This is a genomic window from Acinetobacter sp. YH12136 (genome assembly GCF_013418545.1).
GTDB lineage: Bacteria > Pseudomonadota > Gammaproteobacteria > Pseudomonadales > Moraxellaceae > Acinetobacter > Acinetobacter towneri.
In genome coordinates this window covers 46,234-71,753 of record NZ_VPBV01000004.1, presented here as the reverse complement: position 1 = coordinate 71,753, position 25,520 = coordinate 46,234, and the positions used below count along the sequence as shown (strand labels likewise).

Annotated in this window: 24 protein-coding genes and 1 pseudogene; 6 read left to right on the top strand and 19 right to left on the bottom strand. The window is 40.5% G+C overall.

Features of this window, described 5'->3' with window-relative positions; genetic code table 11:
- Positions 1-9 precede the first annotated feature (9 nt).
- The 4 genes from FTU71_RS03225 to ahcY all read right to left on the bottom strand — a co-directional run bounded on the left by FTU71_RS03225 (position 10) and on the right by ahcY (position 6,233).
- The gene (locus tag FTU71_RS03225; protein ID WP_167846120.1) at positions 10-2,886 is read right to left on the bottom strand and encodes a bifunctional diguanylate cyclase/phosphodiesterase; all 2,877 of its coding nucleotides are present in this window, start codon (positions 2,884-2,886) and stop codon (positions 10-12) included.
- A 186-nt stretch (positions 2,887-3,072) separates the two neighbouring features.
- Entirely contained in the window at positions 3,073-3,789 is a 717-nt protein-coding gene (locus FTU71_RS03220) for a 16S rRNA (uracil(1498)-N(3))-methyltransferase (RefSeq protein WP_004972758.1), read from the bottom strand.
- Positions 3,790-3,830: 41 nt separating this feature from the next.
- Complete coding sequence (metF, locus tag FTU71_RS03215) at positions 3,831-4,667, bottom strand: methylenetetrahydrofolate reductase [NAD(P)H] (protein ID WP_004972760.1); 837 nt, start codon at positions 4,665-4,667, stop codon at positions 3,831-3,833.
- A gap of 183 nt (positions 4,668-4,850) precedes the next feature.
- Positions 4,851-6,233 (bottom strand): adenosylhomocysteinase, encoded by a 1,383-nt coding sequence (gene ahcY / locus FTU71_RS03210; RefSeq protein ID WP_004972762.1) that lies wholly within the window; start codon positions 6,231-6,233, stop codon positions 4,851-4,853.
- 220 nt (positions 6,234-6,453) lie between these two features.
- Between ahcY and FTU71_RS03205 the strand changes: the two genes are divergently transcribed.
- Positions 6,454-6,960: a cysteine peptidase family C39 domain-containing protein gene (locus tag FTU71_RS03205; RefSeq protein ID WP_178319510.1), complete on the top strand. Its 507-nt coding sequence runs from the start codon at positions 6,454-6,456 to the stop codon at positions 6,958-6,960.
- 89 nt (positions 6,961-7,049) lie between these two features.
- On the opposite strand, the gene FTU71_RS03200 is transcribed toward FTU71_RS03205, so the two are convergent.
- Positions 7,050-7,562, bottom strand: a complete 513-nt coding sequence (locus FTU71_RS03200; RefSeq protein WP_131261573.1) for a tetratricopeptide repeat protein — start codon at positions 7,560-7,562, stop codon at positions 7,050-7,052.
- 206 nt (positions 7,563-7,768) lie between these two features.
- Here FTU71_RS03200 and FTU71_RS03195 point away from each other — a divergent pair, with 206 nt between their 5' ends.
- Positions 7,769-8,029, top strand: coding sequence for a hypothetical protein (locus FTU71_RS03195; protein WP_004972768.1), 261 nt, complete (start codon positions 7,769-7,771; stop codon positions 8,027-8,029).
- 77 nt (positions 8,030-8,106) lie between these two features.
- Here the strand turns inward: FTU71_RS03195 and FTU71_RS03190 are convergent, their stop codons facing one another.
- A complete protein-coding gene (locus FTU71_RS03190; protein WP_004972770.1) occupies positions 8,107-8,493 on the bottom strand; it encodes a carboxymuconolactone decarboxylase family protein in 387 nt (128 codons plus the stop codon).
- A gap of 211 nt (positions 8,494-8,704) precedes the next feature.
- A complete protein-coding gene (gene lipA, locus FTU71_RS03185) occupies positions 8,705-9,718 on the bottom strand; it encodes a lipoyl synthase (RefSeq protein ID WP_096902386.1) in 1,014 nt (337 codons plus the stop codon).
- A gap of 287 nt (positions 9,719-10,005) precedes the next feature.
- Between lipA and sthA the strand changes: the two genes are divergently transcribed.
- Positions 10,006-11,421 (top strand): Si-specific NAD(P)(+) transhydrogenase, encoded by a 1,416-nt coding sequence (gene sthA / locus FTU71_RS03180; RefSeq protein WP_042068765.1) that lies wholly within the window; start codon positions 10,006-10,008, stop codon positions 11,419-11,421.
- Positions 11,422-11,581: 160 nt separating this feature from the next.
- Here sthA and FTU71_RS03175 read toward each other — a convergent pair whose 3' ends face one another.
- The 5 genes and pseudogenes from FTU71_RS03175 to map form a co-directional block, all read right to left on the bottom strand.
- Positions 11,582-12,538, bottom strand: coding sequence for a TauD/TfdA family dioxygenase (locus FTU71_RS03175; protein ID WP_131261572.1), 957 nt, complete (start codon positions 12,536-12,538; stop codon positions 11,582-11,584).
- A gap of 245 nt (positions 12,539-12,783) precedes the next feature.
- The gene (locus FTU71_RS14585; protein WP_004972778.1) at positions 12,784-12,918 is read right to left on the bottom strand and encodes a hypothetical protein; all 135 of its coding nucleotides are present in this window, start codon (positions 12,916-12,918) and stop codon (positions 12,784-12,786) included.
- On the bottom strand, positions 12,911-14,122 hold the full coding sequence (locus FTU71_RS03170) for an MFS transporter (protein WP_180111366.1): 1,212 nt from the start codon (positions 14,120-14,122) through the stop codon (positions 12,911-12,913). Before FTU71_RS03170 ends, FTU71_RS14585 begins: the two co-directional genes overlap by 8 nt.
- Positions 14,123-14,363: 241 nt before the next feature.
- Positions 14,364-15,406: pseudogene (locus FTU71_RS03165) on the bottom strand (OmpW family protein).
- Between the two features lie 341 nt (positions 15,407-15,747).
- Positions 15,748-16,575, bottom strand: a complete 828-nt coding sequence (gene map, locus FTU71_RS03160) for a type I methionyl aminopeptidase (protein ID WP_004972787.1) — start codon at positions 16,573-16,575, stop codon at positions 15,748-15,750.
- Positions 16,576-16,783: 208 nt separating this feature from the next.
- Here map and rpsB point away from each other — a divergent pair, with 208 nt between their 5' ends.
- The 3 genes from rpsB to FTU71_RS03145 all read left to right on the top strand — a co-directional run bounded on the left by rpsB (position 16,784) and on the right by FTU71_RS03145 (position 19,264).
- Positions 16,784-17,530: a 30S ribosomal protein S2 gene (rpsB, locus tag FTU71_RS03155; protein ID WP_004972791.1), complete on the top strand. Its 747-nt coding sequence runs from the start codon at positions 16,784-16,786 to the stop codon at positions 17,528-17,530.
- Between the two features lie 143 nt (positions 17,531-17,673).
- Positions 17,674-18,549 (top strand): translation elongation factor Ts, encoded by an 876-nt coding sequence (gene tsf, locus FTU71_RS03150; RefSeq protein ID WP_004972793.1) that lies wholly within the window; start codon positions 17,674-17,676, stop codon positions 18,547-18,549.
- A gap of 193 nt (positions 18,550-18,742) precedes the next feature.
- On the top strand, positions 18,743-19,264 hold the full coding sequence (locus FTU71_RS03145) for a DUF3465 domain-containing protein (RefSeq protein ID WP_004972795.1): 522 nt from the start codon (positions 18,743-18,745) through the stop codon (positions 19,262-19,264).
- Positions 19,265-19,298: 34 nt separating this feature from the next.
- Here the strand turns inward: FTU71_RS03145 and FTU71_RS03140 are convergent, their stop codons facing one another.
- The 7 genes from FTU71_RS03140 to FTU71_RS03110 form a co-directional block, all read right to left on the bottom strand.
- Positions 19,299-19,754 carry a DUF962 domain-containing protein gene (locus FTU71_RS03140; RefSeq protein ID WP_004972797.1) on the bottom strand — a complete coding sequence of 152 codons (456 nt, stop codon included), beginning with the start codon at positions 19,752-19,754 and terminating at the stop codon, positions 19,299-19,301.
- Between the two features lie 231 nt (positions 19,755-19,985).
- On the bottom strand, positions 19,986-20,594 hold the full coding sequence (locus FTU71_RS03135) for a septal ring lytic transglycosylase RlpA family protein (RefSeq protein ID WP_179996093.1): 609 nt from the start codon (positions 20,592-20,594) through the stop codon (positions 19,986-19,988).
- Positions 20,595-20,888: 294 nt separating this feature from the next.
- Positions 20,889-21,890 (bottom strand): lytic murein transglycosylase B, encoded by a 1,002-nt coding sequence (gene mltB, locus FTU71_RS03130; protein WP_096902392.1) that lies wholly within the window; start codon positions 21,888-21,890, stop codon positions 20,889-20,891.
- A gap of 369 nt (positions 21,891-22,259) precedes the next feature.
- The gene (locus tag FTU71_RS03125; RefSeq protein WP_070152374.1) at positions 22,260-22,910 is read right to left on the bottom strand and encodes a hypothetical protein; all 651 of its coding nucleotides are present in this window, start codon (positions 22,908-22,910) and stop codon (positions 22,260-22,262) included.
- Between the two features lie 18 nt (positions 22,911-22,928).
- Positions 22,929-23,744, bottom strand: a complete 816-nt coding sequence (queF, locus tag FTU71_RS03120; protein WP_004972810.1) for an NADPH-dependent 7-cyano-7-deazaguanine reductase QueF — start codon at positions 23,742-23,744, stop codon at positions 22,929-22,931.
- The gene (locus tag FTU71_RS03115) at positions 23,744-24,517 is read right to left on the bottom strand and encodes an ABC transporter permease (protein ID WP_004972812.1); all 774 of its coding nucleotides are present in this window, start codon (positions 24,515-24,517) and stop codon (positions 23,744-23,746) included. Before FTU71_RS03115 ends, queF begins: the two co-directional genes overlap by 1 nt.
- Positions 24,514-25,449, bottom strand: a complete 936-nt coding sequence (locus FTU71_RS03110; RefSeq protein WP_179988939.1) for an ABC transporter ATP-binding protein — start codon at positions 25,447-25,449, stop codon at positions 24,514-24,516. The genes FTU71_RS03115 and FTU71_RS03110 overlap by 4 nt, the downstream gene beginning before the upstream one ends.
- Positions 25,450-25,520 lie beyond the last annotated feature (71 nt).

Sequence of the window (25,520 nt, the reverse complement as noted above, 5' to 3'; positions counted from 1 at the left end):
GGTCTAGTTTCAGATTAAGGAGCGATAAGCGCGCGATACTAAATTGGCTTTTAGAAATTGGGTCGCTTCACTTTCAGGCAAAGGCCTAGAGAATAAATACCCCTGCGCAATATCACAATTTAAATTCTGCAAATATTGCAGTTGTTGCTCAGTTTCAATCCCTTCAGCCACCACACTCATGCCCATGGCTTTGCCCATAGCAATCATGGCACTAACAATGGCTTCTTGTTTGGTATTCCCAATTTTAGAAACAAAGCTACGGTCTATTTTTAAACTGTCAATTGGGAAGTCTGTTAAGTAAGAAAGTGAAGAATAGCCTGTACCAAAATCATCTAAGGCGATATGAATATCACGTTGTTTAATTTCATCTAATAAAGACTTCACGGTTGTGGAGTTTTCCACTAAAGAGGATTCGGTAATTTCTAATTCTAAGCTTGCACCTGAAATTTGATAGGTATTAATCGCATCATCTAAATCTTGCAGCAATTGACCACGTTGCAGTTGTTGTGCAACTACATTAACCGATACTTGGATATGATCAAAACCTAACAGATTCCATTCACGAATTTGCTTGGCAGTTTGTTGAATTACAACCCGACCAATATCGGAAATTAAACTGGTTTGTTCCGCAATAGGAATAAATAGGTTCGGTGGAATAATGCCTTTGGTTGGATGTTTCCAGCGCACCAATGCTTCAAACCCAACTACCTGATAATTATGGAAATCAATTTTAGGTTGATAATATACAATTAATTCATCATTTTTAATGGCTTGGCGTAATTCACGCTCTAAATGCACATCTTGTTCTAGCAGTTTGGTGTTGTCTAAAGCGTAATATTTAACGGTATTACCACCCAAACGCTTGGCTTCAGACAAGGCTTGTTCTGCACAATTATTCAGATAATCCAGCTGGCGTCCATGTTCAGGATAGAGGGAAACCCCCATCGACAGGGTAATAATATGTTCTTGTCCCTGCACATTAAACGGCAAATTAAAGGCTTTGGTGATGCGTTCACAGTGCTGCTGTATAGAAGGGCGAATATGAGAAATTTCATACACAATTGCAAAATCATCGCCATTTAAGTGCGCGACAAACAGCGCTTCGGCATTGGTGATGCGTAAACGCTGCGCCACTTGACGGAGTAATTCATCGCCACCATTATTGCTTAAATATTCATTTAAAGGTCTGAAACGGTCAATATTGAGTCGAATGACCGCCAATTGCTGCAATGAATCTTGCTGCGAAATAAGATATTGATGTAGTTGATAATTATAGTAAAAGCGATTAGGCAAGTCGGTCAGTGGGTCGTAATTTTCTAAATAGGATAGACGCTGTTCTTGTAATTTATGTTCGGTTAAATCAGACACAATCCCAATATAATTAATAATGCGGTTTTGCTCATCGGTGACGGCATTGATATGCACACGAACTGCGAGTTCTTTACCAGAGCGGAATCTTGTATTCATTTCAGCATCATATTTACCTGTGCTGAGCAATTGTTGAAGAATTTCTTCTTGCGTAATGCGTTGATGTGCTTTGTGGGACTCGACCAAATCAAACAGATATTTGCCTAAAATATGGTCGCGTTTAAATCCGCTCATTTGAGCATAGAATGGGTTGGCTTCAATATAACGTAAGTTTTCATCTAAAATAAAAATACCTTCGGCTGCCTGTTCAAGTACGCTGGCAGTGAGTTTTAAGCGCTCTTGTCCAATTCGTTCTTGGTGAATGTCACGGCGAATCCCCACCATGCGCAAAGGTTTATTGGTGACAGGATCACGCTCAATCACCCGACCAATATCATGCACCCAATACCATTGACCTGAACTATGTTGTACGCGATATGTGGCTTGATAGCGTTCAGTTAGACCCCGTAAATGTTGTTTCATGGTTTGGTGAAAGTGCGGAATATCATCAGGGTGAATCAGTTGCTGTAATTTATTCCGATGCTGTTTGGTATTCTCTAAACGAGTTTGCTGTGCGCCACTACCAAAGACAATACTGCGTTGCCGTATATTCCAGTCCCATGCTTTTAGACCTGCGGCTTCATGCGCTAAAATTAAACTATGTTGTTGATTGATTAAATCTTGGTGCGTTTGTTCTAAGTCAAAGGTACGTTCTCTTACTTTTTGTTCTAGCATTTGATTGTTAAATTGCAGTTGAAGTTCAATATCTTTGGACTTGTTCATTTCAACTTGTAATTGTTGGCAGAGTTGATCTGTCCAGCCGACTTGTTGCTCTGCGGCTTTTTTGAGTTGGTCGTTCTTAAAATAGACGCTCGATAAACGACGATGCATGTGCATTGAAGTATTGGCACAAATCAGTAAGGTAATTAAGGCAAAATTTGTCGCGAGAAAAAAGAAAGCGGAAGTTTCGGAGTGAACTAAAAACTGTGCGACAATATAGGGTGTAATCACTGGAATGAATACCCAGCAAAAATAACTCAAGCGCTGCGTTAAAAAGGTGAGGGCAAAGGTTTGACTCACAATAATTAATAAGGCCGCTAAAATAATCGCTTCATAGTTGCTCAGTTCAGGGTTTTGCTGAGGTAAAAAGTAATACAGTAAACTTACCCCAACCGCGATTGCTGTTCCGATCAAGAAACACACCAATTTTAACCAACGATGTGCTTGTTGGAGTTGATATTGTCCCACTTTAAAGTGAATTGCTGTGAGCAGTAAACACGAACCAATGGTCAGTTCAGTGAGAATAAACCAGATATTGAAGTAAGGTGATGAATGTGAGAAAGAAATTTGATAAATAAAAAACACATACAGGCAAACAATCAGGATGCTGACCAAAAAGAATCGAATAAGCCGAATGGTATTGGTGATTTGCGCAGCATCTAAGTATTGCTGCAACAATTCATCTTGAGCGTCTGACATACTTCCCCAAAATCTAGTTAAATGATTCCATCATTTATATTTTTAAATAACATCACTTTCATGCATAAAATATTGCTGTTTTGTGTTTAAATTTTATGCAAATTTTTTAATATATTGTTCGAGATTAATCCTGTACTTTATAAATTGCAATGTTATTGGCAATCGATTTCTGTAAAAACGGATAAATTACTCAGCCAAGCGATAATTTAAGAGAGCTAAAGCAACCACAGGTGCGGTTTCAGTGCGTAATACCCGAGTACCAATACACCAGTTTTGAAAGCCAACCGCATTGGCAGCGCTAATTTCTGTTTCGCTTAAACCACCTTCAGGCCCAATTAATAAAGCCAAATCTTTACTGACATTGTTTAGCACATCTACTTGATCTTTATTCGGTGCTAACACTAATTTGGTGGTAGGAAGGTCACTATTCAGCCAGTCCTCTAAACGTAGTGGGGCTAAAATTTTCGGTACGATATTCATGCCACATTGTTCACAGGCTGCAATGGCAATGCCTTGCCAATGATCTAATTTTTTTTGATCGCGGTCATATTTTAAGCGCATTTCACAGCGTTCAGAGGTGAGCAACTGAATGTTAGTCACGCCAAGCTCTACCGCTTTTTGAATCGCATAATCCATACGATCGCCTTTGCTCATTACTTGTCCTAATAAGGCGCTAAAGCTTGGGATGCGATTGTCTGGATTAAAACTTTTAATCTGCACTTGCGCTGTTTTTTTGGTAACTTCAACCAGTTCCACTTCATATTCACCACCTTGCCCATTGAACAAGGTGGCGGTTTCACCGACTTGTGCGCGTAGTACTTTCACCCAGTGATGAAATACTGTTTCAGTCAGTTCAACTTGTGTATCTACTGCTAATTCAGCCTCAATATAAAAACGGGGCATAGGGATTACTCGTTCAAGTCAATAAATATGAAAAATACAGCTTAAGCCAAACCAAGATCTGTGACCAACTGACGAGTCGGTTCGGTGTTGTTCATGGTGTAAAAATGCAAACTTGGTGCACCACCTGCAATCAGGCGTTCGCACAGTTTAATAATCACTTCATGACCAAAGGCTTTGATTGAAGCTGTGTCATCACCATAGGTTGCTAATTGCTTACGAATCCAGCGTGGAATTTCTGCACCTGTACCATCTGCAAAGCGAATTAAATTGCTGGCATTGGTAATCGGCATAATGCCAGGCGCAACAGGAATATTCACACCTTGCTTTTGAATACGTTCTACAAAGTAAAAGTACGCATCTGGATTAAAAAAGAACTGGGTGATGGCAGCATTGGCACCAGCATTTACTTTGGTGACAAAGTTTTTAATGTCTTGATCAAAGTGGTCTGCTTGTGGATGCATTTCAGGATAAGCCGCAACTTCAATGTGAAAATGATCACCTGAATGTTCACGAATAAAACGCACCAAGTCAGACGCATACGGCAATTCGCCTAAACCAACTTGACCTGAAGGTAAATCACCACGCAAAGCCACAATGCGGTCAATGCCTTGTGCTTTATAAATATCAAGCAATTCAGCAATACGCGCTTTGTCATCACCAATACAAGACAGGTGCGGCGCTACAGGTGTGCCTTTGCCATTGAAGTCGCTAATGGTCGATAAAGTACGTTCACGAGTAGAACCACCTGCACCATAAGTGATAGAAAAAAACTCTGGATTTAAAAGTTGTAATTCTTGATGCACAACTTTGAGTTTTTCTGCACCTACATCGGTTTTAGATGGGAAAAATTCAAATGAAATAGGAACTTGTTTGGTCATGATTAAATCCTTGTTATAAATACTTATTTATATTTTTTCACCTCTCCTAAATCCTCTCTTGCGCTGGGTTTAAAAGCAGTGCTTTAAACTTGCTCAGGAGAGGACTTACCCTCGAATACATTCATTAAACAATGAATCATTCCCTCTCCCTATGAGAGAGGGTTAGGGAGAAGGATTAAAAACTTAGTATTTATAAGCATCCGATTTAAACGGACCTTCAACAGCTACACCTAAGTAGTCCGCTTGTACTTGAGTCAATTGTGTTAATACACCACCAAAACCAGCAACCATTGCAGCAGCAACTTCTTCGTCTAGTTTTTTCGGTAAGATTTCAACACGAATTGCCGCTTGTTTTTGATCGGCAGGAAGATCGGCAAATTTCTCTGCAAATAAGTGCATTTGTGCCAATACTTGGTTAGCAAATGAACCATCCATAATACGTGATGGGTGACCTGTTGCGTTACCCAAGTTCACTAAACGACCTTCAGAAAGCAAGATTAAATAATCGTTTTCGTTTTCTGAACGATACACTTGGTGTACTTGTGGCTTCACTTCAACCCACTTATAACCACGTAAGTAGTTGGTGTCGATTTCAGTATCGAAGTGACCAATGTTACATACAACAGCGCCTGCTTTAAGTGTATCTAGCATTGCTGCGTCGCACACGTGATAGTTACCTGTTGTAGTCACAATCAAGTCAGTATTTTCTAAAAGCTCTAGGTTGACGTCTGCTTTATTGCCTGTTTGTACGCCATTCTTGTACGGAGATACAACTTCGTAACCATCCATACATGCTTGCATTGCACAAATTGGGTCAATTTCAGAAACACGAACAATCATGCCTTCTTGACGTAAAGATTGTGCAGAACCTTTACCTACATCACCATAACCAATAACCAATGCACGACGACCAGACAATAACATGTCTGTACCACGTTTAATCGCATCGTTGAGTGAGTGACGGCAACCGTATTTATTGTCGTTTTTAGATTTAGTCACAGAGTCGTTGACGTTAATTGCAGGCACTTTTAAAGAACCATCTTTCCACATTTCAATTAGACGTTGTACGCCCGTAGTGGTTTCTTCAGTAATGCCGTGAATGCGCTCTAATAATGCAGGATATTTTTCGTGAACAAGTGCAGTTAAGTCACCGCCATCGTCCAAAATCATGTTGGCATCCCATGGTGTGCCATTTACATTAATTTGTTGTTCAAGACACCATACATATTCTTCTTCAGTTTCGCCTTTCCAAGCAAAAACAGGCACACCTGAAGCAGCAATTGCTGCAGCAGCGTGGTCTTGAGTAGAGAAGATGTTACAAGAAGTCCAACGAACTTCTGCGCCCAATTCAACTAGCGTTTCAATTAAAACAGCAGTTTGAATGGTCATGTGGATACAGCCGAGAATTTTCGCGCCTGCAAGAGGTTTTGCAGCTGAGTAGCGCTTACGCAAACCCATAAGGGCTGGCATTTCTGCTTCTGCAAGTTTGATTTCTTTACGACCAAAATCAGCTAGTGTGATATCGGCAACTTTATAATCTGTAAATGAAGCATTAACCGCGTTCATCACGATCTCCTTATAAAAAACAATTGATCATTCAGTTCGCGGATGCCGTTTCTTGCATAGCAAACGCGTTGCTATGCTGGTCGAGCCTGGCGATTTTACATTTCGTGCCTGTAAAACGTCGCAGCATCCCTCGACTAGCGCGATATTGTACTTGGAAATTGATTCAGTTCCAATCATGTTTTGTTTATTATCACTACAAACATATTTTTGAGATTGAATGATGGCTTTAGAGCTTCCTCAAGAGTTGGCAAATTTAGAAGCCAACGGCGGGATTTACGCAGTGTGGATGTTGCTACGACACTTAGGAATTGATGCCGATATTCAACAATTGATTGAAGTGTGTGGTTATACGCCAGAGCAGGGCACAACCACAATTGGTTTGGCTGTTGGACTGAAAAAGTTTGGCTTTAATGTGCAGTTTTATACTGACCCTGACCCAGATTTACAAGATGCAGAAAAGTTAAGTTATGCCGAAGCTGAACAGCTTAAATTGCCTGTATTGGCGGCAATCGGCTATCAGCAAATTCAGCACGCATTTGATGAAAATAAATTTGTAATTGTCTACTACGACACTTTAGAAGGCGTGGGCAATCACTCATTGCTATATTCTATTGATGATGCTGAAATTTGTTTCTTTGACAGTTTTGAGCCGATGCCTGCGGCTGTGTTTGAACAACAGCGTCAGCAAGAGGGCATTTGCAGACAAGTAATTGTGGTCGAAGTCTAAGTGTTATTCAAAGTCTAAGCTTTATTCAATGACGATTCGAGTCATGCAAAAATTGTCTAGCCCATCAATTGATTGGCTAGACAAATAAATTACTCCGCTGCATCGGCTTTTTGTGTCCAATATTCAGCTTTATTTTCGTCAGCATCTACACCCAAAGCATTTGCATAAATAAAAGCAAGGTCACGCATGGCTTGTACTTCGCCCAATTCTGCTGCTTGCTGTACCAATGCCACAGAGCGAGCGACATCTTGTTCAACCACATCACCACGACGGTAGTAGCCTGCCAACTCTAAAATAGCGGCAGGGTGTTGTGCATCACTGGCTTTTTTGAGCCAGACAAAAGCATCTTCAAAATGTTGTTTGGCATCTTCAGGGTCATCTTCTAGAACATCTTTGGCATATACGGTATAGCCTTCACCAAGCCAATACATGGCTTCGATATGTCCGTTTGCGGCAGCTTTGAGCGCCCATTGTTCGGCAAGTTCAATATCTTCATTAAAATCGCTTTGCATATACAGCACCGCCACTTCAAATTGGGCATCGGCTTGTCCTGCAATGGCGCGGTTCATTAGCGCAGGGGAGATTGAAACAGATTCTGACATAATGTCATCCAGCAAAATTACAACATAAGATTGTGCGATAGCCTAAAAGGTCTGCTGCGAAAAAGCCATCTTCGGTGTGATTTTTTTTAAAAAATTAGGGTTAATTGATCATGCGTTTATGCAGACAATAACAAAAAATCACTTGAGCCATATCGTCAAGTTTCAATATGCTGAATGTTAAACATGGTCATAATGAGAACAATAAGATGGCAAATTTTTTAACTGCTGAACAAGCAAAAGTTTATTCAGATCATGCCAAGCTAGATATTGAATTATATAAGCAGCGTTTGGCGTCTTTAATCGAAGAGAATGCCAAGCAGGGCAATACCGCAGTTTTTACTGTGCTGCCAAAACATTTACCTTTAGAAGATATTCGAAATTTATCGGCACAGCTGACTGATTTGGGTTATCAGGTGCGCTTTGAGTTAAATGAGTTCTTTTATAGCTTTAATGTGTATTGGATTTAAAACTCAACTCTACCGACATTTCACCAAATAGTTTTAGTGAAATGTCGAGCGTTTATATTTTTTGATTTAGATTGCGTTTAAGTATTTGCAGTATGTTCTGCCAAAACTTCCAACGCTGCGCGAAAAGCTTCCTGAGTTGCAGGTGCGCCACAATAAGGCAAGCTGTGTAACAAGACTTCCTGAATTTCTTCGACACTTGCCCCGTTATTTAGCGCACCACGAATATGTCCTTTAAGCTCGGTCGGGCTTTTTAAAGCAGTTAAAAAGGCGATAGTAATTAAGGAACGATATTTGCGTGGTAACACACCTTCACGTTGCCAAGTTGAACCCCATGCATGTTCATTAATCCAGTCCTGCAAAGGTTGGGTAAATGGTACAGTGTTGTCCTGTGCGCGTTTTACAAAGCTTTCGCCCATGACTTCAGTGCGAACTTTTAAGCCATTGTCATAGTCTTGTTGTGACATTTTACTATCCCTGTTTTATTGTTTGAGCTCGGTGTATAGATTAAGTGCATAGATTAACAATTTATGGCGATGACACCATGCGCACTTGGTCGTAGACCATCAAAAAATATTCACATCTATCTATTTTTAATATATCCACAAGGTATAAAAAACCCCGAACATAAAGTCGGGGCTGTTTTAGCTTTATCGCAAATTTTGAAATAAGCGAGTGTTAAGCTTCAATGGTTTGCACGCTAATTTTTTTAGCAGGGTCGGCTTTACGACGTACTGTTGGTACAGGTTCACCATAATATTGACGGTCTGCAAAATAACTTGAACGTACCATTGGCGCAGCCCAAATATTTTTAAAACCTAACTTTTGACCATGCGCTGTATAACGCTCAAATTCTTCAGGTGTTACAAAGCGGTCAATTGGCGCATGTTCTTTAGATGGCTGTAAATATTGACCAATGGTCACATAATCTACATCGTGCGCTTTAAGATCATCTAACAGTGCAATAACTTCTTCTTCAGATTCTCCAATACCTACCATCAAACCGCATTTGGTTGGAATATCTGGGCAATATTCTTTAAACATTTTCAGCAAGTTCAAAGAGTGCTGATAGTCTGAACCCGGACGCATGGCTTTATATAAGCGTGGCACAGTTTCAATGTTGTGGTTAAAAACATCTGGCGGACATTCGGTCATAATGCGTAGTGCAATATCCATACGACCACGGAAGTCTGGCACCAAAATTTCTAACAACGTATTTGGGCTTAAAGAGCGGGCTTCTTTAATACAATCGACAAAATGTTGTGCACCACCATCTAACAAGTCATCACGGTCTACAGAGGTGATCACGGCATATTTTAAGCCTAAGTTGGCAATGGTTTCTGCCATGTGACGAGGTTCTTCAGGATCTAGTGCATTTGGACGACCATGCGCAACATCACAGAACGGGCAGCGACGGGTACAAATATCACCCATGATCATAAAGGTTGCTGTACCACCACCAAAGCATTCTGGAAGGTTTGGACAAGCGGCTTCTTCACAAACGGTGTGCAATTTTTGCTGACGCAAAGTGGTTTTAATACGTTGAACTTCTTCTGGTGCCGTCATTTTGACCCGAATCCAGTCAGGTTTACGAGGCGTTTCAACCGTAGGAACAACTTTTACAGGAATACGTGCGACTTTTTCAGCACCACGAAGTTTGACACCCTGTTCTGGTTTACGGTTTGCAGACATATTCAACTTTTCCACTGTTTTTGAAAGGGGAGAGATTTAGTGTAGGCTAGATTTTACGTGAAATAGAGTCTGATTAAACCGATTCTAAGTGCAAAAGTAAAATGTCACCTTAACTTCATCATAAGACGGTTATTATAACGAAATTGTGCTTAAATTGGGTAAAAACGATATTCATATAAAAAATGTGGTTATCACGTAATATATGCACAGTAAATACAGAAAATTCAAAAGATTTACGTCATAATATAGCCCATTGAAAAGACAGATTTAAAGAAAAGGAGCGTTGAATGCCACGTAAAAAAGAGGTCGTTAGTGGAACTTTCGTGAAGTACGATGCGGTTGTTCTCGGTTCAGGCCCTGCGGGTGAAGGCGCGGCAATGAAACTTGCCAAATCTGGTAAGCGTGTTGCGATTGTAGATGTTCGTGAGCAGCTTGGCGGTAACTGTACCCATGTGGGTACCATTCCAAGTAAAGCATTGCGTCAGACAGTGTCGAATATTATCCGTTATCGCCGTGACCCAATGTTTAAAAAAATGGGCGATTGGCGTCAGTTCACCATGAAGCAAGTGTTGCAAAGTGCGCATAAAGTTATTCAGCAGCAAGTTGAAACGCACTCTCGCTTTTATGACCGTAATGAAATTGCGATTTATCATGGTCGTGCTTATATCCAAGATAAAAATACGGTCTTGGTATTTGGTGCAGATGGCATTAAAGAAACCATTATGTGTCAGCAAATTGTGATTGCGACAGGTAGCCGTCCATATCGTCCAGAAATGTTGGATTTCAACCATCCACGTGTATTTGATTCAGACAAAATTTTGGATTTGGATTTCTCGATTCAAAAAATTATTATTTATGGCGCGGGTGTGATTGGTTGTGAATATGCATCCATCTTCATTGGTTTAGATCATAAAGTTGATTTGATTAATACTCAGCACAAATTGCTCAGCTATTTGGATGATGAAATTTCAGATGCCTTGTCATATCACTTGCGTGCGCAAGGGGTGCTGATTCGCCACAATGAGCAAATTGATCATTTAGAAACTTTTGATGATCACGTGGTTTTATATTTGCAAAGTGGCAAGAAAATCAAAGCCGATGCGATTTTGTGGTGTAACGGACGTTCAGGTAATACCGATGGTTTAGGTTTAGAAAACGTAGAACTTAAACCAAACAGCCGTGGTCAATTAACGGTGAATGATCAATATCAAACCGAAGTAGAGAATATTTATGCTGCGGGCGATGTGATTGGTTGGCCTTCGTTGGCATCTGCTGCCTATGACCAAGGTCGTTGCGCGGGTGCAAATATGAGTGGCGAAGAAAATGTTGCGCCTGTGACCGATATTCCAACAGGTATTTATACCATTCCAGAAATTTCTTCGATTGGTAAAACTGAGCAGGAATTGACGGAAGAAAAAATTCCTTATGAAGTTGGTCAGGCATCTTTCCGTCATTTAGCGCGTGCGCAAATTACGGGTGATACAGTGGGTGAATTGAAGATTTTATTCCACCGTGACACTTTAGAAGTATTGGGTGTGCATTGCTTTGGTAATAATGCGGCAGAGATTATCCACATTGGTCAGGCGGTGATGAACAGCCCGAACAATACAATTAAGTATTTTGTTGAAACAACATTTAACTATCCGACCATGGCTGAAGCTTACCGTGTAGCAACTTTAAATGGTATGAATCGTTTATTCTAAGTTGCTGCAATATTGCTTAAAGTTCATTAAAAAAGAACCCGTAAAGTTTAGGCTTTACGGGTTTTCTTATTCTAAGTTGTTCGTTTGTTATTTTAGTTTTGGCGCATCTTTTTATTTGAGTCCAATAGTGGCGTGCTGCCTTTTAACATGAGTAGCAAGATTAAAATGGCCGGCTACCCGCCAAACTTATTCTTTTAAGTAAGCGCCGTTGCTCGGCAGGGAAAGGCTCCCTAGAGTGTAAGGTCACTTGATTGTCCCAAAATACCAAATCCCTTTGTTCCCAATGATGCGTGTAGCGGAAGGCTGGCTTTAAAATATGTGCGCGGAGCCGAGCAATTAATTCACTACCTGCCTGATCGTCATAATTGAGCAACTCAACTTCAGAATGGGTGTTCAGCCAAAGGGCTTTACGTCCAGTTTCAGGATGGACTCTCACCAAAGGGTGTGGATAGCCATGACCAACAATAGGTTGATCATGAAAACGATACAGCGGCGAATTACCATAGCTACCCGTTGCAGTCGTATTTTGCGCACGAACAAAAGGGTTGTATGTAATGAGTTGAAGGTGATTAATTTCCGCTTTGGTGGTTTCATCTAAGGCATCGTAGGCTTTAATGGTGTTGTACCACGTAGTTTGTCCGCCTTGTTTTGGAATTTCTATGGCATACAGCAGCGAGGCAAAAGAGGGTAGAGGTGTCCATTGATGGTCTGCATGCGGTTTGAGTTCTGCATGTCCCGTATAATCACCTTGTCCAACAGCATTAGATACCGGTACAACATCGGGCGGTGTGCCTGTGTCGGCTTGACTGCCTAAAACAGGATTGTCTGAACTTGGACGGAAAATAGAACCAAAGTAACTGGCAAATGCTAAATACTGTAAATCATCTAGCTGTTGTTGTTTAAAAATCAAAACTAGATGTTGTGCCAAAGCTTGTTTTAGACGATAAATTGTTGCCCCTGTTTGGGATTTTTTCGTATCTAGTCCTGTCACGACAGCACCTAAGGCAGCACCTGCTAAAGGTTGTATTTGAATATCATTAGGATTTTGTAATGAATCGGCTTGATGCCAACGTGGTGCATCATGAATCGCTTGAGAAAGTGGGCTTAGACTGCTCATTGGGTTTTACTCTTTCTTGGTATATGGTCAAGAAAATTTAAGTAAAAACAGCCATCAGATAAAATTAAAAGAAATGCTAAGCTTATGAAAAATATTATCTTTTTAAATAAATGTTTGATCTTGAACCATTTAACTTATTTTGCATAGATTTGCTGTTTAAATGCAATCTAGTCAATGGAGCAAGTTATATAAGTTACTCCTTCAGTATTGAATACATTGATAAAGAGATCGAGTGACGCAGACAATTAATGTGCGCAGAATGCCTGATTAAAATACTCAAACAGTTGAGGCGTTTGCATCCATAAAAAAATTGAAAAGACGAGCAGGGCAATAACCGCCAGCGCGAGCAGCACTTTAAAATTAAATAAAGAATTAGTCATGAATGACGTGCTCCTCATTGACCCAGAAATGCACCAAGACCGCAAACGCACTTAAAGCAATAGAAACAATCCAGATAGCATTATAGTTACCTGTCAGATCGTGGTTTAAACCGCCAAGCCATCCACCAAAAAATGAGCCGACTTGGTGTGTAAAAAACACAATGCCACTGAGCATGGTCAGGTATTTAATCCCAAACATATTTGCCACAATACCATTGGTTAAAGGCACTGTAGATAACCACAACAAACCCATAATGATCCCGAATGCATAAATTGTCCAGATGCTTAAAGGCAGGATTAAAAAGGCGATAATGGCAATGCCGCGTAGTCCGTAAAGCCACATTAGCAAATGCGGTTTGGAATAGCGACCGCCTAACCAACCCGCCGTATAGGTGCCTACAATATTAAATAAGCCCACGAGTGCTAGAAAAACTGTGCCTGTGGTTGCATTAAAGCCATGATCAATTAAGTAGCTAGGTAAGTGAATCCCAATAAAAACCACTTGAAAGCCACAGACAAAAAAGCCCAAAGCTAAAAACCAAAAGGGTTTATGATTTTTGGCAATCACCAAAACCTGCTTAAAGCCTAAAGCGGGTTGGCTGACTGAACTTGCATTAGGGTTTTGATACATGGGTGCTTTGAGCATCCATGCCAAAGGAACAATCAAGGCAATTAAAATTGCACTGACAATTAATGCGCCCGACCAGCCCACATTTTGTAATAACAATAAGGTCGATGGCAACATAATAAATTGCCCAAACGAGCCTGCAGCACTGGCAATACCCATTGCAAGGCTACGCTTTTCTGGTGGAGCTGCACGACCCACTGCAGAAAGTAATACTGGGAATGATGTCGCAGAAAGAGCCAATCCTAAAATTAAACCCACACTTAAATTTAGCAATAACCCAGTCGAGCTGACGGCCATGAGCAATAAGCCGAGTGCATACAGTGCACCACCAACTGCAACTACAATTTTACTGCCGTATTTGTCTGCAAAAGCACCTGTGATGGGTTGGACTGCACCCCAAATCAGGTTTTGCATGGCAATGGCTAAACTAAAGACATTATGTCCCCAGCCAAATTCATGGCTCATCGGTACCAAATACAAACCAAATGCATGCCGAACCCCAAGCGATAATGCCAAAATAATGGCACTTCCAATTAACATATAAATTAGAGGTTTGGAAAATTGAGCATTCGACATAAGGCATCCACGTATGGCTAACAGCTTGTTATGGTAGTCGATTCAGCCGCAGATCGCGATAAAATAAAATTCATCAAATGATAAAATTTGGTTATAGATATTAGTTTGAATATTCTAAGCAAAAAATGATCATGAGCTACAAGCCAAATGGATATTGAAAAATCCTTCTCCCTGTGGGAGAAGGATTAAGTGAAGGGGATTATCGTCTTAAATAGGACTGATCAAAGACTGCTATTAATGCTTAAAAACGCATACCAAAACCTGCATAGGCAATCACTGGATTCACTTCAATATCTGCTTTAGAGTGAATTAATTCGCCGTGTTTGGCATCGGTCACCGTAATGGTGGTTTCATTTTTAAGGTGTGCATAAGATAGTGAGCCAACTGCAAACCATTTTTCATTGAAGTCATAGGTAAAACCTACAGTCGCAACTGGCGCAAACGCATCGGTCGCATCTAACTCAACTTTAGGATTGGCTGAACTTGGCTTGCTTTCTAAAGATGCGCCTGATTTTCCTTCTTTAATATTGGCAATCATGTGACCTGAAGCAATTAAGTCCTGCTCAGTACGTGGATTAATTTCTAATTCATTGAAATAGGCATACATCAAACCGACGCCAACATAGGGGCGAAATTTATTTACGCCTGTTTTGCCAAAGTGATATTGAAACTCAAATGCAGGTGTCCATGCGCGGGCAGAAGCAGCAGGGCCATGCGCTGCTAAATCGGTAATGAAAATATCATTTTGTAATTCTAGTTCACCCAACGCACCGCCTAATGGACGTGCAATTGCGGAGAAGGGTGCATAAATTTTACCTTTGCCTTGCAAATCAACTTTAGGTGGAATGCCGCCTTTGACTTCAAAGGAAATATTATCGGTAAAGAAATAGTTGCTGATAATACCCAGTGTGGTGACATCATCTGCTTCTAAACCTGTGCCGGGATTATCCCATTGCTCCAAACCTGAAATTGTGGCTTGTCCACTCATGTTGGCAGGTACGGTAGGCAGTAAATTTAATGCTCCGCTTAATAATACGGGTGGCTCAAAACCGTCACGTAAATTATCTCTTACAGTTTGAGATTGAACCTCACCGACATCGGCTGTGTAGCCGTTGTGAATGGCTGTATTGACCCGAAAAGGTTGTGCTTTGCCTTGTGGCATAACGTGCAGCGCACCTACCGAAACAGAAAAGCGTTTAAAACCATCACCATCTTTTAAGGTGAGTTGGCATAACTGATGACTGGCAAACTACTCAGTGCCAAACAGCATAGTGTTTTTTTCATTGTGGAACTCCATGTCCAATTTTGCTTGTTGTTATTTACGGCATTGTTATGCAAGGCATTATGAAATGGACTGGAAAAATAAAACTGTTGTTTTTACAAGATATTTTTTTAAACTTTTGTGAATAACTGGAAAAGTGTGCAGGTGTTTTGTTAAATCCAAAACTGTTGAATACGTGAAAATGCTTGTTTTATTGGATGGCTTTAAAGTTCTATTGGTTTGAAATAAAAAGATTTTATAGAAATTGTATGCGTTGAAATTAATAAAAAAGACCAGTCGGAACTGATCTTTTTAACATACGGGTTAAATTTTTAGCCAATGACAGATTTTGGCTGCAAACACGTTATGCAGTAAAGCGTGATAAATCTTCATCAGGGCGGGCAGTCAGCACTTCCAAGCCATCTTTGGTGACCAAAATGGTGTGTTCAAACTGTGCCGATAATTTGTGGTCTTTGGTCACCACTGTCCATTTATCGCCAAGTAATTTGGTTTGCCATACGCCTGCATTGACCATTGGTTCAATGGTAAAAGTCATACCTTCTTCTAAAATCATGCCTGTGTTGGCTTGACCATAGTGCAATACTTGTGGCTCATCGTGGAAGGTCGTCCCAATACCATGACCGCAATATTCACGCACGACACTAAAGCGTTCAGATTCAACATATTTTTGAATCGCATGACCAATATCACCAATGGTTGAACCGGGTTTAACGGTTGCCATACCGCGATACATCGCTTCTTGGGCAACTTTGCATAAACGATTGGCTAAAATGGAAGTTTCACCACCCACGATATACATCATATTGGTATCGCCGTGGAAACCATCTTTAATGACTGTGACATCAATATTTAAAATATCGCCTTTCTTCAGCACTTTACTTTCTGACGGAATACCGTGACAAACCACATGGTTAACCGATGTGCAAATGGTGTGTTGGAATGCTGGACGACCCGGAGCAGCACCATAACCTAAGCAGGCAGGAATAGCTTGTTGTTGATTGACAATATAGTCATGGCAAATCGTATCCAGTTCGAGCGTAGTAACGCCTGGTTTAACGTGTGCTTTGATCATCTCCAAAACTTCTGCCGCCAGTCGTCCTGCCACGCGCATTTTTTCAATATCTTCTGCGGTTTTGATGAGTCGACGAGGTGCTTGATAAGTTGTGTTCATGATCTTTAAAAACTTTTGGAAATTTGTGTGTGACTATGGTATAAATAGCCGCCCATTTTATCAAATGCTTTTTATGAATATGTTTCAAAGAGCTTGGTAAAAGGGAAATTAAAAATCCGCACATATATCGTCACATTACTCTGGGTGCCCTTTGGGGTGGAGAATGCGGATATATGGAGGCCTAACCCAAACATTTAAGGTAAAGAAAATGGCAGATTACAACGTAAGCATGCGCGACCTTCTTCAAGCTGGCGCACACTTTGGTCACCAAACACGTTTCTGGAACCCAAAGATGCGTCAATACATCTTTGGTGCGCGTAACAAAATTCACATCATCAACCTTGAACACACTGTTCCTGCGTTAAATGATGCTTTGAACTTTGCAAACCAATTGGCTAGCAAAAAGAACAAAGTTTTGTTCGTTGGTACAAAACGTGCTGCTTCTGCAATCATCCGTGAACAAGCTCAACGCGCTGGTCAACCGTATGTAGATCACCGTTGGTTAGGTGGTATGTTGACGAACTGGAAAACACTTCGCCAATCTATCAGCCGTTTAAAAGATCTTCAAGTTCAGTCTACTGACGGTACTTTTGCTAAGCTTACTAAACGTGAAGCTTTAGAGCGTAGCCGTGAAATGGAAAAACTTGAGCGCGCTTTAGGCGGTGTGAAAAACATGGGTGGTTTACCTGACGCATTATTCGTAATTGACGTTGATCACGAAGCAATTGCAATTAAAGAAGCGAAAAACTTAGGTATTCCTGTAATCGGTATCGTTGATACAAACTCTAACCCAGACAACGTAGACTACGTTATTCCGGGTAACGACGATGCGATCCGTGCAGTAACACTTTACGCTTCTTCAATGGCTGATGCGATCATTGCTGGTAAAGAATACGCTCAAACTCAAGCCAATGCTCAAGCAAAAGGCGAAGAAGCTCCTGCTTCTGAGGCTTAATGCGTTTTGACGTAAGCTTGTCATTTTTGCGACATGTGATGGTGGCAAAGTAAGCGTCATGTATGCAGACGGCCCAAGAGACACCCTCTGGGCCGTTTCTGTTAAAAAAAGAATTCATTTTCTACCGATTTTAGGAGATAAACATGACTGCAGTTACAGCAAGCATGGTTAAAGAATTGCGTGATCGTACTGGTCTAGCAATGATGGAATGTAAAAAAGCATTAACAGAAGCGGGCGGTGACATCGAATTAGCGATTGACAACCTTCGTAAATCTGGTCAAGCAAAAGCTGCTAAAAAAGCAGGTAACATTGCTGCTGACGGTGCAATCACAATCGTTCAAGAAGGCAACAAAGCGATTCTTTTAGAAGTAAACTGTCAAACTGACTTCGTTGCAAAAGACGAAAACTTTGCTGGTTTCTCTGCGAAAGTTGCTGCTGCTGCTCTTGCTGCAAACGAAACTGATGCTGCTAAAATTGCTGAACTTAAACTTGAAGATGGCGCAACTGTTGAAGAAACACGTGTTGCACTTGTTCAAAAAATTGGTGAAAACATCCAAGTTCGTCGTGCACAAATCGTTGAAGGTGAAAACCTTGCTGTGTACAAGCACGGTTTAAAAATCGGTGTTGTTGTTTCTTACACAGGTGATGCTGCGACTGGTAAAGGTATTGCAATGCACGTTGCTGCATTCAACCCAGTTGCTGTTACTGCTGAACAAGTTCCTGCTGATCTTATCGCTAAAGAGAAAGAAATTGCAGAAGCGAAAGCAGTTGAATCTGGTAAGCCTGCAAACATCGTAGAGAAGATGGTAACTGGTTCAGTTGAAAAATACTTGAACGAAGTTGCGCTTGATCGTCAAATGTACGTAATTGACAACGAGAAGAAAGTTGCTGAAGTATTAAAAGCAACTGGTACAACTGTTGCTCAATTCGTTCGTTTCGAAGTAGGCGAAGGTATTGAGAAAAAAGCAGAAATGAGCTTCGCTGAAGAAGTTGCTGCTGCTCAAGCTGCTGCAAAATAATTTTTACTTAAGGTAAAATATTTTGTAAGGAAAGCCCCAATTTATTTTGGGGCTTTTTTGTGAATATAGATTTTAGCGATATGCAATTGAAGCATAAATATTGAGATGAGAATTAAAAAATATTTATTTTAAATCAGTATGTTATGGGTGATTGACTTAATCGTATAGAGCGGAATCAGAACAAGAAGGTTATATGGCAAATAAAAAGAATTTAAGCATCGGCGCAATTATTGTAGTGCTAATTGCTGCATTTTTTGGCATAGATTTACAGCAGTTTCAGTCTGAAACATCAAATGCACCATCTACAAGTACTGCTCGCACATCGCAAACTGAAAAAGAGCAGTTAGACGTACAGCGAGATGCGCTGCAAGATGATGCTCAGGGTGTTCAGCTGATTGAACGTGCGTTTGAGCGCAAACAGAGCGATTTACAAGTCCGTGCGAGTGGGCAGGTCATTGCAGTGTTAGCGGATGACAACGAAGGCTCACGTCATCAAAAATTTATTTTAAAACTGAATAATGGGCAAACTGTATTGGTTGCACATAATATTGATCTTGCACCACGAATTACCAATATTGCAAAAGGTGATACTGTTGAGTTTTTTGGTGAATATGAATACTCAGATAAGGGTGGGGTGATTCACTGGACGCATCATGATCCAGCAAATAAACACGTGGGCGGATGGTTAAAACATCAAGGAAGAACCTATCAATAACGGTTCTTCCGATAACGAAAATAGGATATAGCGTTTAAATGCTCATAATGCTGTTTTTACGACGTGTTTTCCAAGAGGGTAGGATTTTACCTAAATAGGCATCCATGCACCAAATTGGGCCAATGAGAAGGAATTGGAGGTCTTTGAAGAATGAAGGCTTTTTCCCTTCAACTTTGTGACCATAAAACTGCCCAATCCACGCCAAAACAAAAATTGCGATATAAAAACCCATTCCAACAGGCAAAACATAAATCAGCCATGCCATTACCAGCATTAATGCTGCCATTGCAACTGCAAGAACCAAGTCTAAACGTGCATAAAAAATAAAACTGAGCACCAGAAGTAATGTTGTTAGTAAAGCGCTGAAATGCGCCAAGATGCCGACAATCGAAAAAAAGATCGTAGGTACGCACACCCAGTGAATTAATTTATTGGTTTTATTTTGATGGCTCTCGCTGTATTCATCTAGCCACTCGCTTACTGTCTTCATGTGCTACTCCTGTAGACCGATCATCCGTTGTTATTGTTTGACTGTCTAAAATATAACTGAGAACAGTGAGGTGGTCAAAACAGTATTCATATTTTCAAAATGAAGTGGCAACAAAATTTGTGTGGATCATCTTTGTGCAGACATGCATGGGATGACTGTAAATCTTACAGGCATTAAAAAAGCCACATTGCTGTGGCTTTCAAGTCAAATGTGAAGTCGTGTAAGCGAATCTTAAGAGTTTGGACCGTCAATACGCTCAATGCTTACTTTGGCAGTACCTGCATTGGTGATGCCCAATTGTTTTGCAGCGCCATAAGAAAGATCGAGTACACGGTTGCCATGGAATGGACCACGGTCATTTACTTTAACTACAACGCTTTTACCATTGTTTTTATTGGTTACGCGAATATAGCAGTTTAGCGGCAGGCTACGGTGTGCAGCAGTCATTGCGTTCATGTCGAACGTTTCACCGCTTGCAGTTTTACGACCGTGGAATTGGCGACCGTACCAAGATGCCATACCTGTTTGGCTAAATTTACGTACAGTGTTCGATGCCACTGTATTTAACTTTTCAATCACTGAAGGCTCTTCAGCAGGAATTTCAATTTTCGCTGCAATCGTTTGACGACGGATTTGGTCGCCTGAACGTTCGGTGATTGAAAGGCTATTCAAATTTGAGAAATGTGAATTAAAACTTTGTGCTTCTTTGTTCAGTACACGCGCAGCTAGGCTAGATGACTCATTATCATTGTTGAATGATGATTGCACCATTTCAGCTTGCGACTGACTTAGGGCAATAGCTGCAGAAAGTGCAAGTAAGTATTTAAGTGAACTATGCATGGTTTGAACTCCTGAAGACAGAATTTTTAACTTATTTCGCTCTTAACTGATTGAAATAGTGATAATCCTGTCTGTAATTTCACTTTTTCGACTACATTTGACGAAATGGATAATATTCATCCCTCACTAAAGGTGTCTAGTCTTTATACGAAAATAATGACAAAAAGTACCAAAAACCAACTCTATTTGATTAAAAAATAATCAATATTGTAACATTATATGTAAAAAGTTTGTTTTGTGATCAAATTGTCAAAAATATTTCTTGACTTTTTGGTTTTATATTTAAATTTGTACTTAGCGACTCGCAATTTCAGTGCCCAATAACCACAGTGCAGTCGCATACATACGGCTACGGTTATAAGTCGTAATCACCTGAAAATTTGGGTAGGTTATATAGTAGATATGACCATAATTTTCTTGTAATTGAATGACATTGACCAAGTCGAGGTCATCTATTTGCACAATTGGATTCATTGGCATCACGCCTTGCGATTTTAAAACCCCATAAGGTGTTGGCAGGGTCAAATCTTTGGCAATGACACTGTCAGGATTGTTGCCTGTATATCGTGCAGCAAATGCAATGGGTTGATTGCGCTGCCAGCCATGTTGTGCCAAGTAGTTTGCAATGGAGCCAATGGCATCGACTGCCGAGTTGCGTAGATCAATATGTCCGTTGCCGTCATAATCGACCCCAAATTTTGGAATATTGCTAGGCATAAACTGCGGATAACCAACAGCACCTGCATAAGAACCAACAATTGAAGAAGTTGGCACACCATCTTTATATGACCATGCGATCAGTGCTGCGAGTTCATCTTTAAAGTATTCCGCGCGACGTTCATAACCAAAGCCTAAGGTGGCAAGGGCATCACGGGTTACAAAAGAGCCCTTATTGCTTCCAAAACCTGTTTCTACACCCAGAATCCCTAAAATAATGGATTGCGGTACACCAAATTGCTGTTCAGCACGATTGAGCGTGTCTGCATATTGTTGTTTAAAGCGCACACCGCGCTGAATAGTGCTTTCTGCAAGGAAATTGGTTTTATAGTCGTACCAAGGCTTACTTTCGCCTGGGCGGTTCATGATGTTGATGATATTGGGTAAGTTTTTAGAGCCTTCCATCGCCCAATCGACTTGTGCTGCACTCAAGCCATAGGTCTGCATGGTTTTTTGTTTAAAACTGGCATAAGACGGATGATTTTGGAAATCATTGGCCTGACAAAAACTGGTGATAGAAAATGCACCAATGAGTAAAGAAAGACGTTTTAGTTTGTTATAAAAATCAAGTTTGAACATATTGAGGAAAATTCCAAATTGATGATTTACACAACTTATTTATATGCAGTAAATAAGTTGCTACTTATATATGAAGAATAAGCCGCTATTGGGGCCAAACTGCGAAAGCGAAGTAAGCGGCTAAGATAGCATTCATGCGTGACTGGTTTGCAAAAACTTATACAAAAATAGACAAAGAATGTGTAAAAAGCGCGCAGGATTTGTAACAAAATTCAATCTAGGTGCAAAAAGTTATTCTTGATTGTGCAAAAGTTGCAGACATATCCTGATATTGCATTGCATATAAAAATGCCTGATCAAAATCAGGCATTTTGCACTTAACATGCAACAAAAGGGCTTAAAACGCATTATGAGTTAAACCCACTGATATTAATGATGGAATAAGGTGTCGTGATATTCCGCTAAAACCAAGAGTTCCTCTTTGGTTAAATTTGGGATGATTTTATCCACCGCAATATGGACAGCTTTAATTACCGCTGCTGCGCCAATATCTGCTGCTTTACGCTTAATCATGCCCAAATCGAGGGTTTTGTTAAAGTCGCTCATAAAGTGGCGTACCGTCGCTTCTGCAAACTGTTTATATAGTTCGGTTAAAGCAGCTTTGTTCACTTCATTGCCTGCTTGAATTTCGGCATAGTTGTGTTTCAGGTTGGTCACTAAACTTGCATCGAGCGTTTCACCTACACGTGCATTGCCTGCTGCATCTTTAAAGCTACTGCGCTCAGAAAATTCAATCGATTGTTTCACGACATCATTTGGCGCTTTGCTTAATAATTGTTTTAGGAGTACTGCAACGGTAGATTTGACATAGCCCGCAAGTTTTTCGGCAGTGTCGCGTTTATCGCTGGCAGGAAAACGACGTACCAACTCGGTTAAAATGGCATCAATGATTTCTTCATTAATCATTAATGCGGTTTTGTCGCGCAGTGGGTACAGCGGCTCACTTGAATTTTTTTTCTGTTGTGCAGTTTCAATCGTATTTAATAATTCTGCAGATGGAATGAATCCAAAAAATGGCATTGTTCAACCTCAATGTTGTTATTGTCGCGCTAAACGAATAGGGCGAGGCATCCATGTTAAGTCCGATACACGGCAAGGGTTAATGTCTAAACCACCACGACGTGTATAGGTTGCATATACCATCAGTTTTTCTGGTGCGAATTTTTGCCAGATGTCTGCAAACATCTGTTCCACACATTGTTCATGGAAACCATTATGCTGACGATAAGAAATAATATAAGCCAAAATACTGCGATAACAAGGTTTTTTGCCTTGATAACGGATAAAAACCGTGCCCCAGTCAGGTTGTCCTGTGACAGGACAATTGCTGCGTAATAAATGTGAGAAAAGTTGTACCTCTATATCTTCCGCTTGTTCTAAATCGAATTGCAATAAACTTGGGTCAGGATGCTGCTCTAAACGCTCAGGCGTGAGCTGATCAATACAAATACCTTCAGGTTGGCTAATTGCCAAATCATCAACCTTAAATAAAGTTAGCGTAACAGGTGCTTGTGCTGCAGCCGTTAAATCATGCTCAACAGTTTCAATGAAATTGGCTTCAGACTGAAAGCGAGTAAAGTTCATACTATTAAAGTAGAGCTTTAATGATTTTGATTCGATCAGGTTAGGTGATGAAGCAGGTAGCGTAATCCGACCAATCGCAACCTGTGGAACACCTGCGGCATTCAACCACGAAATTTCAAAAACGTGCCACCAGTCTTGCCCGAGTTGAATTCCCTCAACATCTGCATATTTTTCACGTGCAGCAGCACGTGAAATAGGGAATAAAATATCGGGTTGATATTCTGTAGGATAATTGGTGTCTTTACCAAGGAGAGATTGTTCAACACTCATTATTCACGCATTCCTGAACCACGAGAAAGTAAATGATAGGCAATACCATAAAGCACTGCGCAGCATAGTGTAATCACAGATAATGAAATCGTCACGTTGACATCACTATGTCCTAAAATGCCGTAACGGAAAGCATTAACCATATACACCACAGGGTTAATTAAAGAGAGATTTTGCCAAAAAGGGCTTAAGGCACTAATGGCATAGAATACACCACCTAAATAAGTCAGTGGAGTCAGTACAAAAGTTGGAATAATAGAAATATCATCAAATGATTTGGCATAAACAGCATTAATAAAACCGCCTAATGAAAATAAAAAGGACGTAATTAATACGGTATAAATGGTAACAAACCAATTGGTAATATAAAGGTCGGTAAAGAATAGACTCATGGTGGTGACAATAATACCGACCAATACGCCACGACTAACACCACCCAAAACATAGCCCCATAAAATGGCATGCAAAGGTACAGGGCTCATGATTAGTTCTTCAATGCTTTTCTGGAATTTTGCACTAAAAAAACTTGAAGATACGTTGGCATAGCTGTTGGTAATGACTGCCATCATAATTAAGCCTGGCACAATAAATTGCATATAGCTAAAGCCGCCCATTTCACCAATACGCGAACCGACCAAATTACCAAAAATCACGAAGTACAAACTCATGGTGATAGCAGGTGGTAACAAGGTTTGTGGCCAAATGCGCATAAAACGACGAATTTCTTTATGCACTAAGGTATAGAGTGCAATCCGCAGTTGGGTAAAATTCATTGCGCAGCTCCATCTAAATTCTTTTCGACCATTTTGACAAATAACTCTTCTAGACGGTTGGACTTATTGCGCATACTGCGCACGCGAATGCCTTGCGCTTCTAAAAGTTGGAATAAATCATTTAAGGTATGAGCTTTATCCATGGTGACTTCTAGGGTCACTGCATCAATTAGGTTGAAACGTACACCAATAATATCTAAATGAATGGGTTGAATCGGTTCAGCTAAATCAAAAATAAAAGATTCTTCACTTAACTGGTTTAAGAAGTTTTTCATTGAAGTGTCTTCTTTAATCACACCACGATCAATAATCGCGATACGACGACACAACATTTCCGCTTCTTCTAAATAGTGGGTAGTGAGAATGATTGAAGTGCCTTTATCATTCATTTCTGTCAAGAAATCCCACATTGAACGGCGCAGCTCAATATCTACACCTGCAGTCGGTTCATCTAAAATAAGCAGTTTCGGTTCGTGCATCATGGCACGTGCAATCATTAAACGACGCTTCATACCGCCAGACAGCATACGCGCTTGAGTGGCACGTTTATCCCACAAACCCAGTTTTTCTAAATATTCTTCGGCACGTTGTTCGGCAACTTTTTTAGGAATACCGTAATAGCCTGCTTGTGTGACCAAAATGTCAAACGTCTTTTCAAACTGACCAAAGTTAAATTCTTGCGGCACAACCCCTAAGCATTGCTTGGCTTGAGATGGATGTGTATCCAAATTGTGCCCAAAAATTTCTACTGTACCTGCCGTTTTTTTGGTGAGAGAACTGATGATGCTAATGGTTGTAGATTTACCTGCACCATTGGGTCCAAGTAGGGCATAAAACTCGCCTTCAGGAACGGTCAAATTAATTCCTTTCAGTGCTTGGAAACCATTTCGATAGGTCTTTGACACGTCCCTTAACGTCAATGCATCAGTCATGAAATTCTCACTTGAGGAATAGAGCCACTATTGTGAGCGATCTGCGCCAATAAACCAAGTAAGTTAGATGG

Excerpts from the sequence above, each read along its gene's own strand:
- FTU71_RS03225 (WP_167846120.1), bottom strand. The coding sequence starts at position 2,886 with ATGTCAGACGCTCAAGATGAATTGTTGCAGCAATACTTAGATGCTGCG.
- FTU71_RS03220 (WP_004972758.1), bottom strand. The coding sequence starts at position 3,789 with ATGCCCCGTTTTTATATTGAGGCTGAATTAGCAGTAGATACACAAGTT.
- metF (WP_004972760.1), bottom strand. The coding sequence starts at position 4,667 with ATGACCAAACAAGTTCCTATTTCATTTGAATTTTTCCCATCTAAAACC.
- ahcY (WP_004972762.1), bottom strand. The coding sequence starts at position 6,233 with ATGAACGCGGTTAATGCTTCATTTACAGATTATAAAGTTGCCGATATC.
- FTU71_RS03205 (WP_178319510.1), top strand. The coding sequence starts at position 6,454 with ATGGCTTTAGAGCTTCCTCAAGAGTTGGCAAATTTAGAAGCCAACGGC.
- FTU71_RS03200 (WP_131261573.1), bottom strand. The coding sequence starts at position 7,562 with ATGTCAGAATCTGTTTCAATCTCCCCTGCGCTAATGAACCGCGCCATT.
- FTU71_RS03195 (WP_004972768.1), top strand. The coding sequence starts at position 7,769 with ATGGCAAATTTTTTAACTGCTGAACAAGCAAAAGTTTATTCAGATCAT.
- FTU71_RS03190 (WP_004972770.1), bottom strand. The coding sequence starts at position 8,493 with ATGTCACAACAAGACTATGACAATGGCTTAAAAGTTCGCACTGAAGTC.
- lipA (WP_096902386.1), bottom strand. The coding sequence starts at position 9,718 with ATGTCTGCAAACCGTAAACCAGAACAGGGTGTCAAACTTCGTGGTGCT.
- sthA (WP_042068765.1), top strand. The coding sequence starts at position 10,006 with ATGCCACGTAAAAAAGAGGTCGTTAGTGGAACTTTCGTGAAGTACGAT.
- FTU71_RS03175 (WP_131261572.1), bottom strand. The coding sequence starts at position 12,538 with ATGAGCAGTCTAAGCCCACTTTCTCAAGCGATTCATGATGCACCACGT.
- FTU71_RS14585 (WP_004972778.1), bottom strand. The coding sequence starts at position 12,918 with ATGACTAATTCTTTATTTAATTTTAAAGTGCTGCTCGCGCTGGCGGTT.
- FTU71_RS03170 (WP_180111366.1), bottom strand. The coding sequence starts at position 14,122 with ATGTCGAATGCTCAATTTTCCAAACCTCTAATTTATATGTTAATTGGA.
- map (WP_004972787.1), bottom strand. The coding sequence starts at position 16,575 with ATGAACACAACTTATCAAGCACCTCGTCGACTCATCAAAACCGCAGAA.
- rpsB (WP_004972791.1), top strand. The coding sequence starts at position 16,784 with ATGGCAGATTACAACGTAAGCATGCGCGACCTTCTTCAAGCTGGCGCA.
- tsf (WP_004972793.1), top strand. The coding sequence starts at position 17,674 with ATGACTGCAGTTACAGCAAGCATGGTTAAAGAATTGCGTGATCGTACT.
- FTU71_RS03145 (WP_004972795.1), top strand. The coding sequence starts at position 18,743 with ATGGCAAATAAAAAGAATTTAAGCATCGGCGCAATTATTGTAGTGCTA.
- FTU71_RS03140 (WP_004972797.1), bottom strand. The coding sequence starts at position 19,754 with ATGAAGACAGTAAGCGAGTGGCTAGATGAATACAGCGAGAGCCATCAA.
- FTU71_RS03135 (WP_179996093.1), bottom strand. The coding sequence starts at position 20,594 with ATGCATAGTTCACTTAAATACTTACTTGCACTTTCTGCAGCTATTGCC.
- mltB (WP_096902392.1), bottom strand. The coding sequence starts at position 21,890 with ATGTTCAAACTTGATTTTTATAACAAACTAAAACGTCTTTCTTTACTC.
- FTU71_RS03125 (WP_070152374.1), bottom strand. The coding sequence starts at position 22,910 with ATGCCATTTTTTGGATTCATTCCATCTGCAGAATTATTAAATACGATT.
- queF (WP_004972810.1), bottom strand. The coding sequence starts at position 23,744 with ATGAGTGTTGAACAATCTCTCCTTGGTAAAGACACCAATTATCCTACA.
- FTU71_RS03115 (WP_004972812.1), bottom strand. The coding sequence starts at position 24,517 with ATGAATTTTACCCAACTGCGGATTGCACTCTATACCTTAGTGCATAAA.
- FTU71_RS03110 (WP_179988939.1), bottom strand. The coding sequence starts at position 25,449 with ATGACTGATGCATTGACGTTAAGGGACGTGTCAAAGACCTATCGAAAT.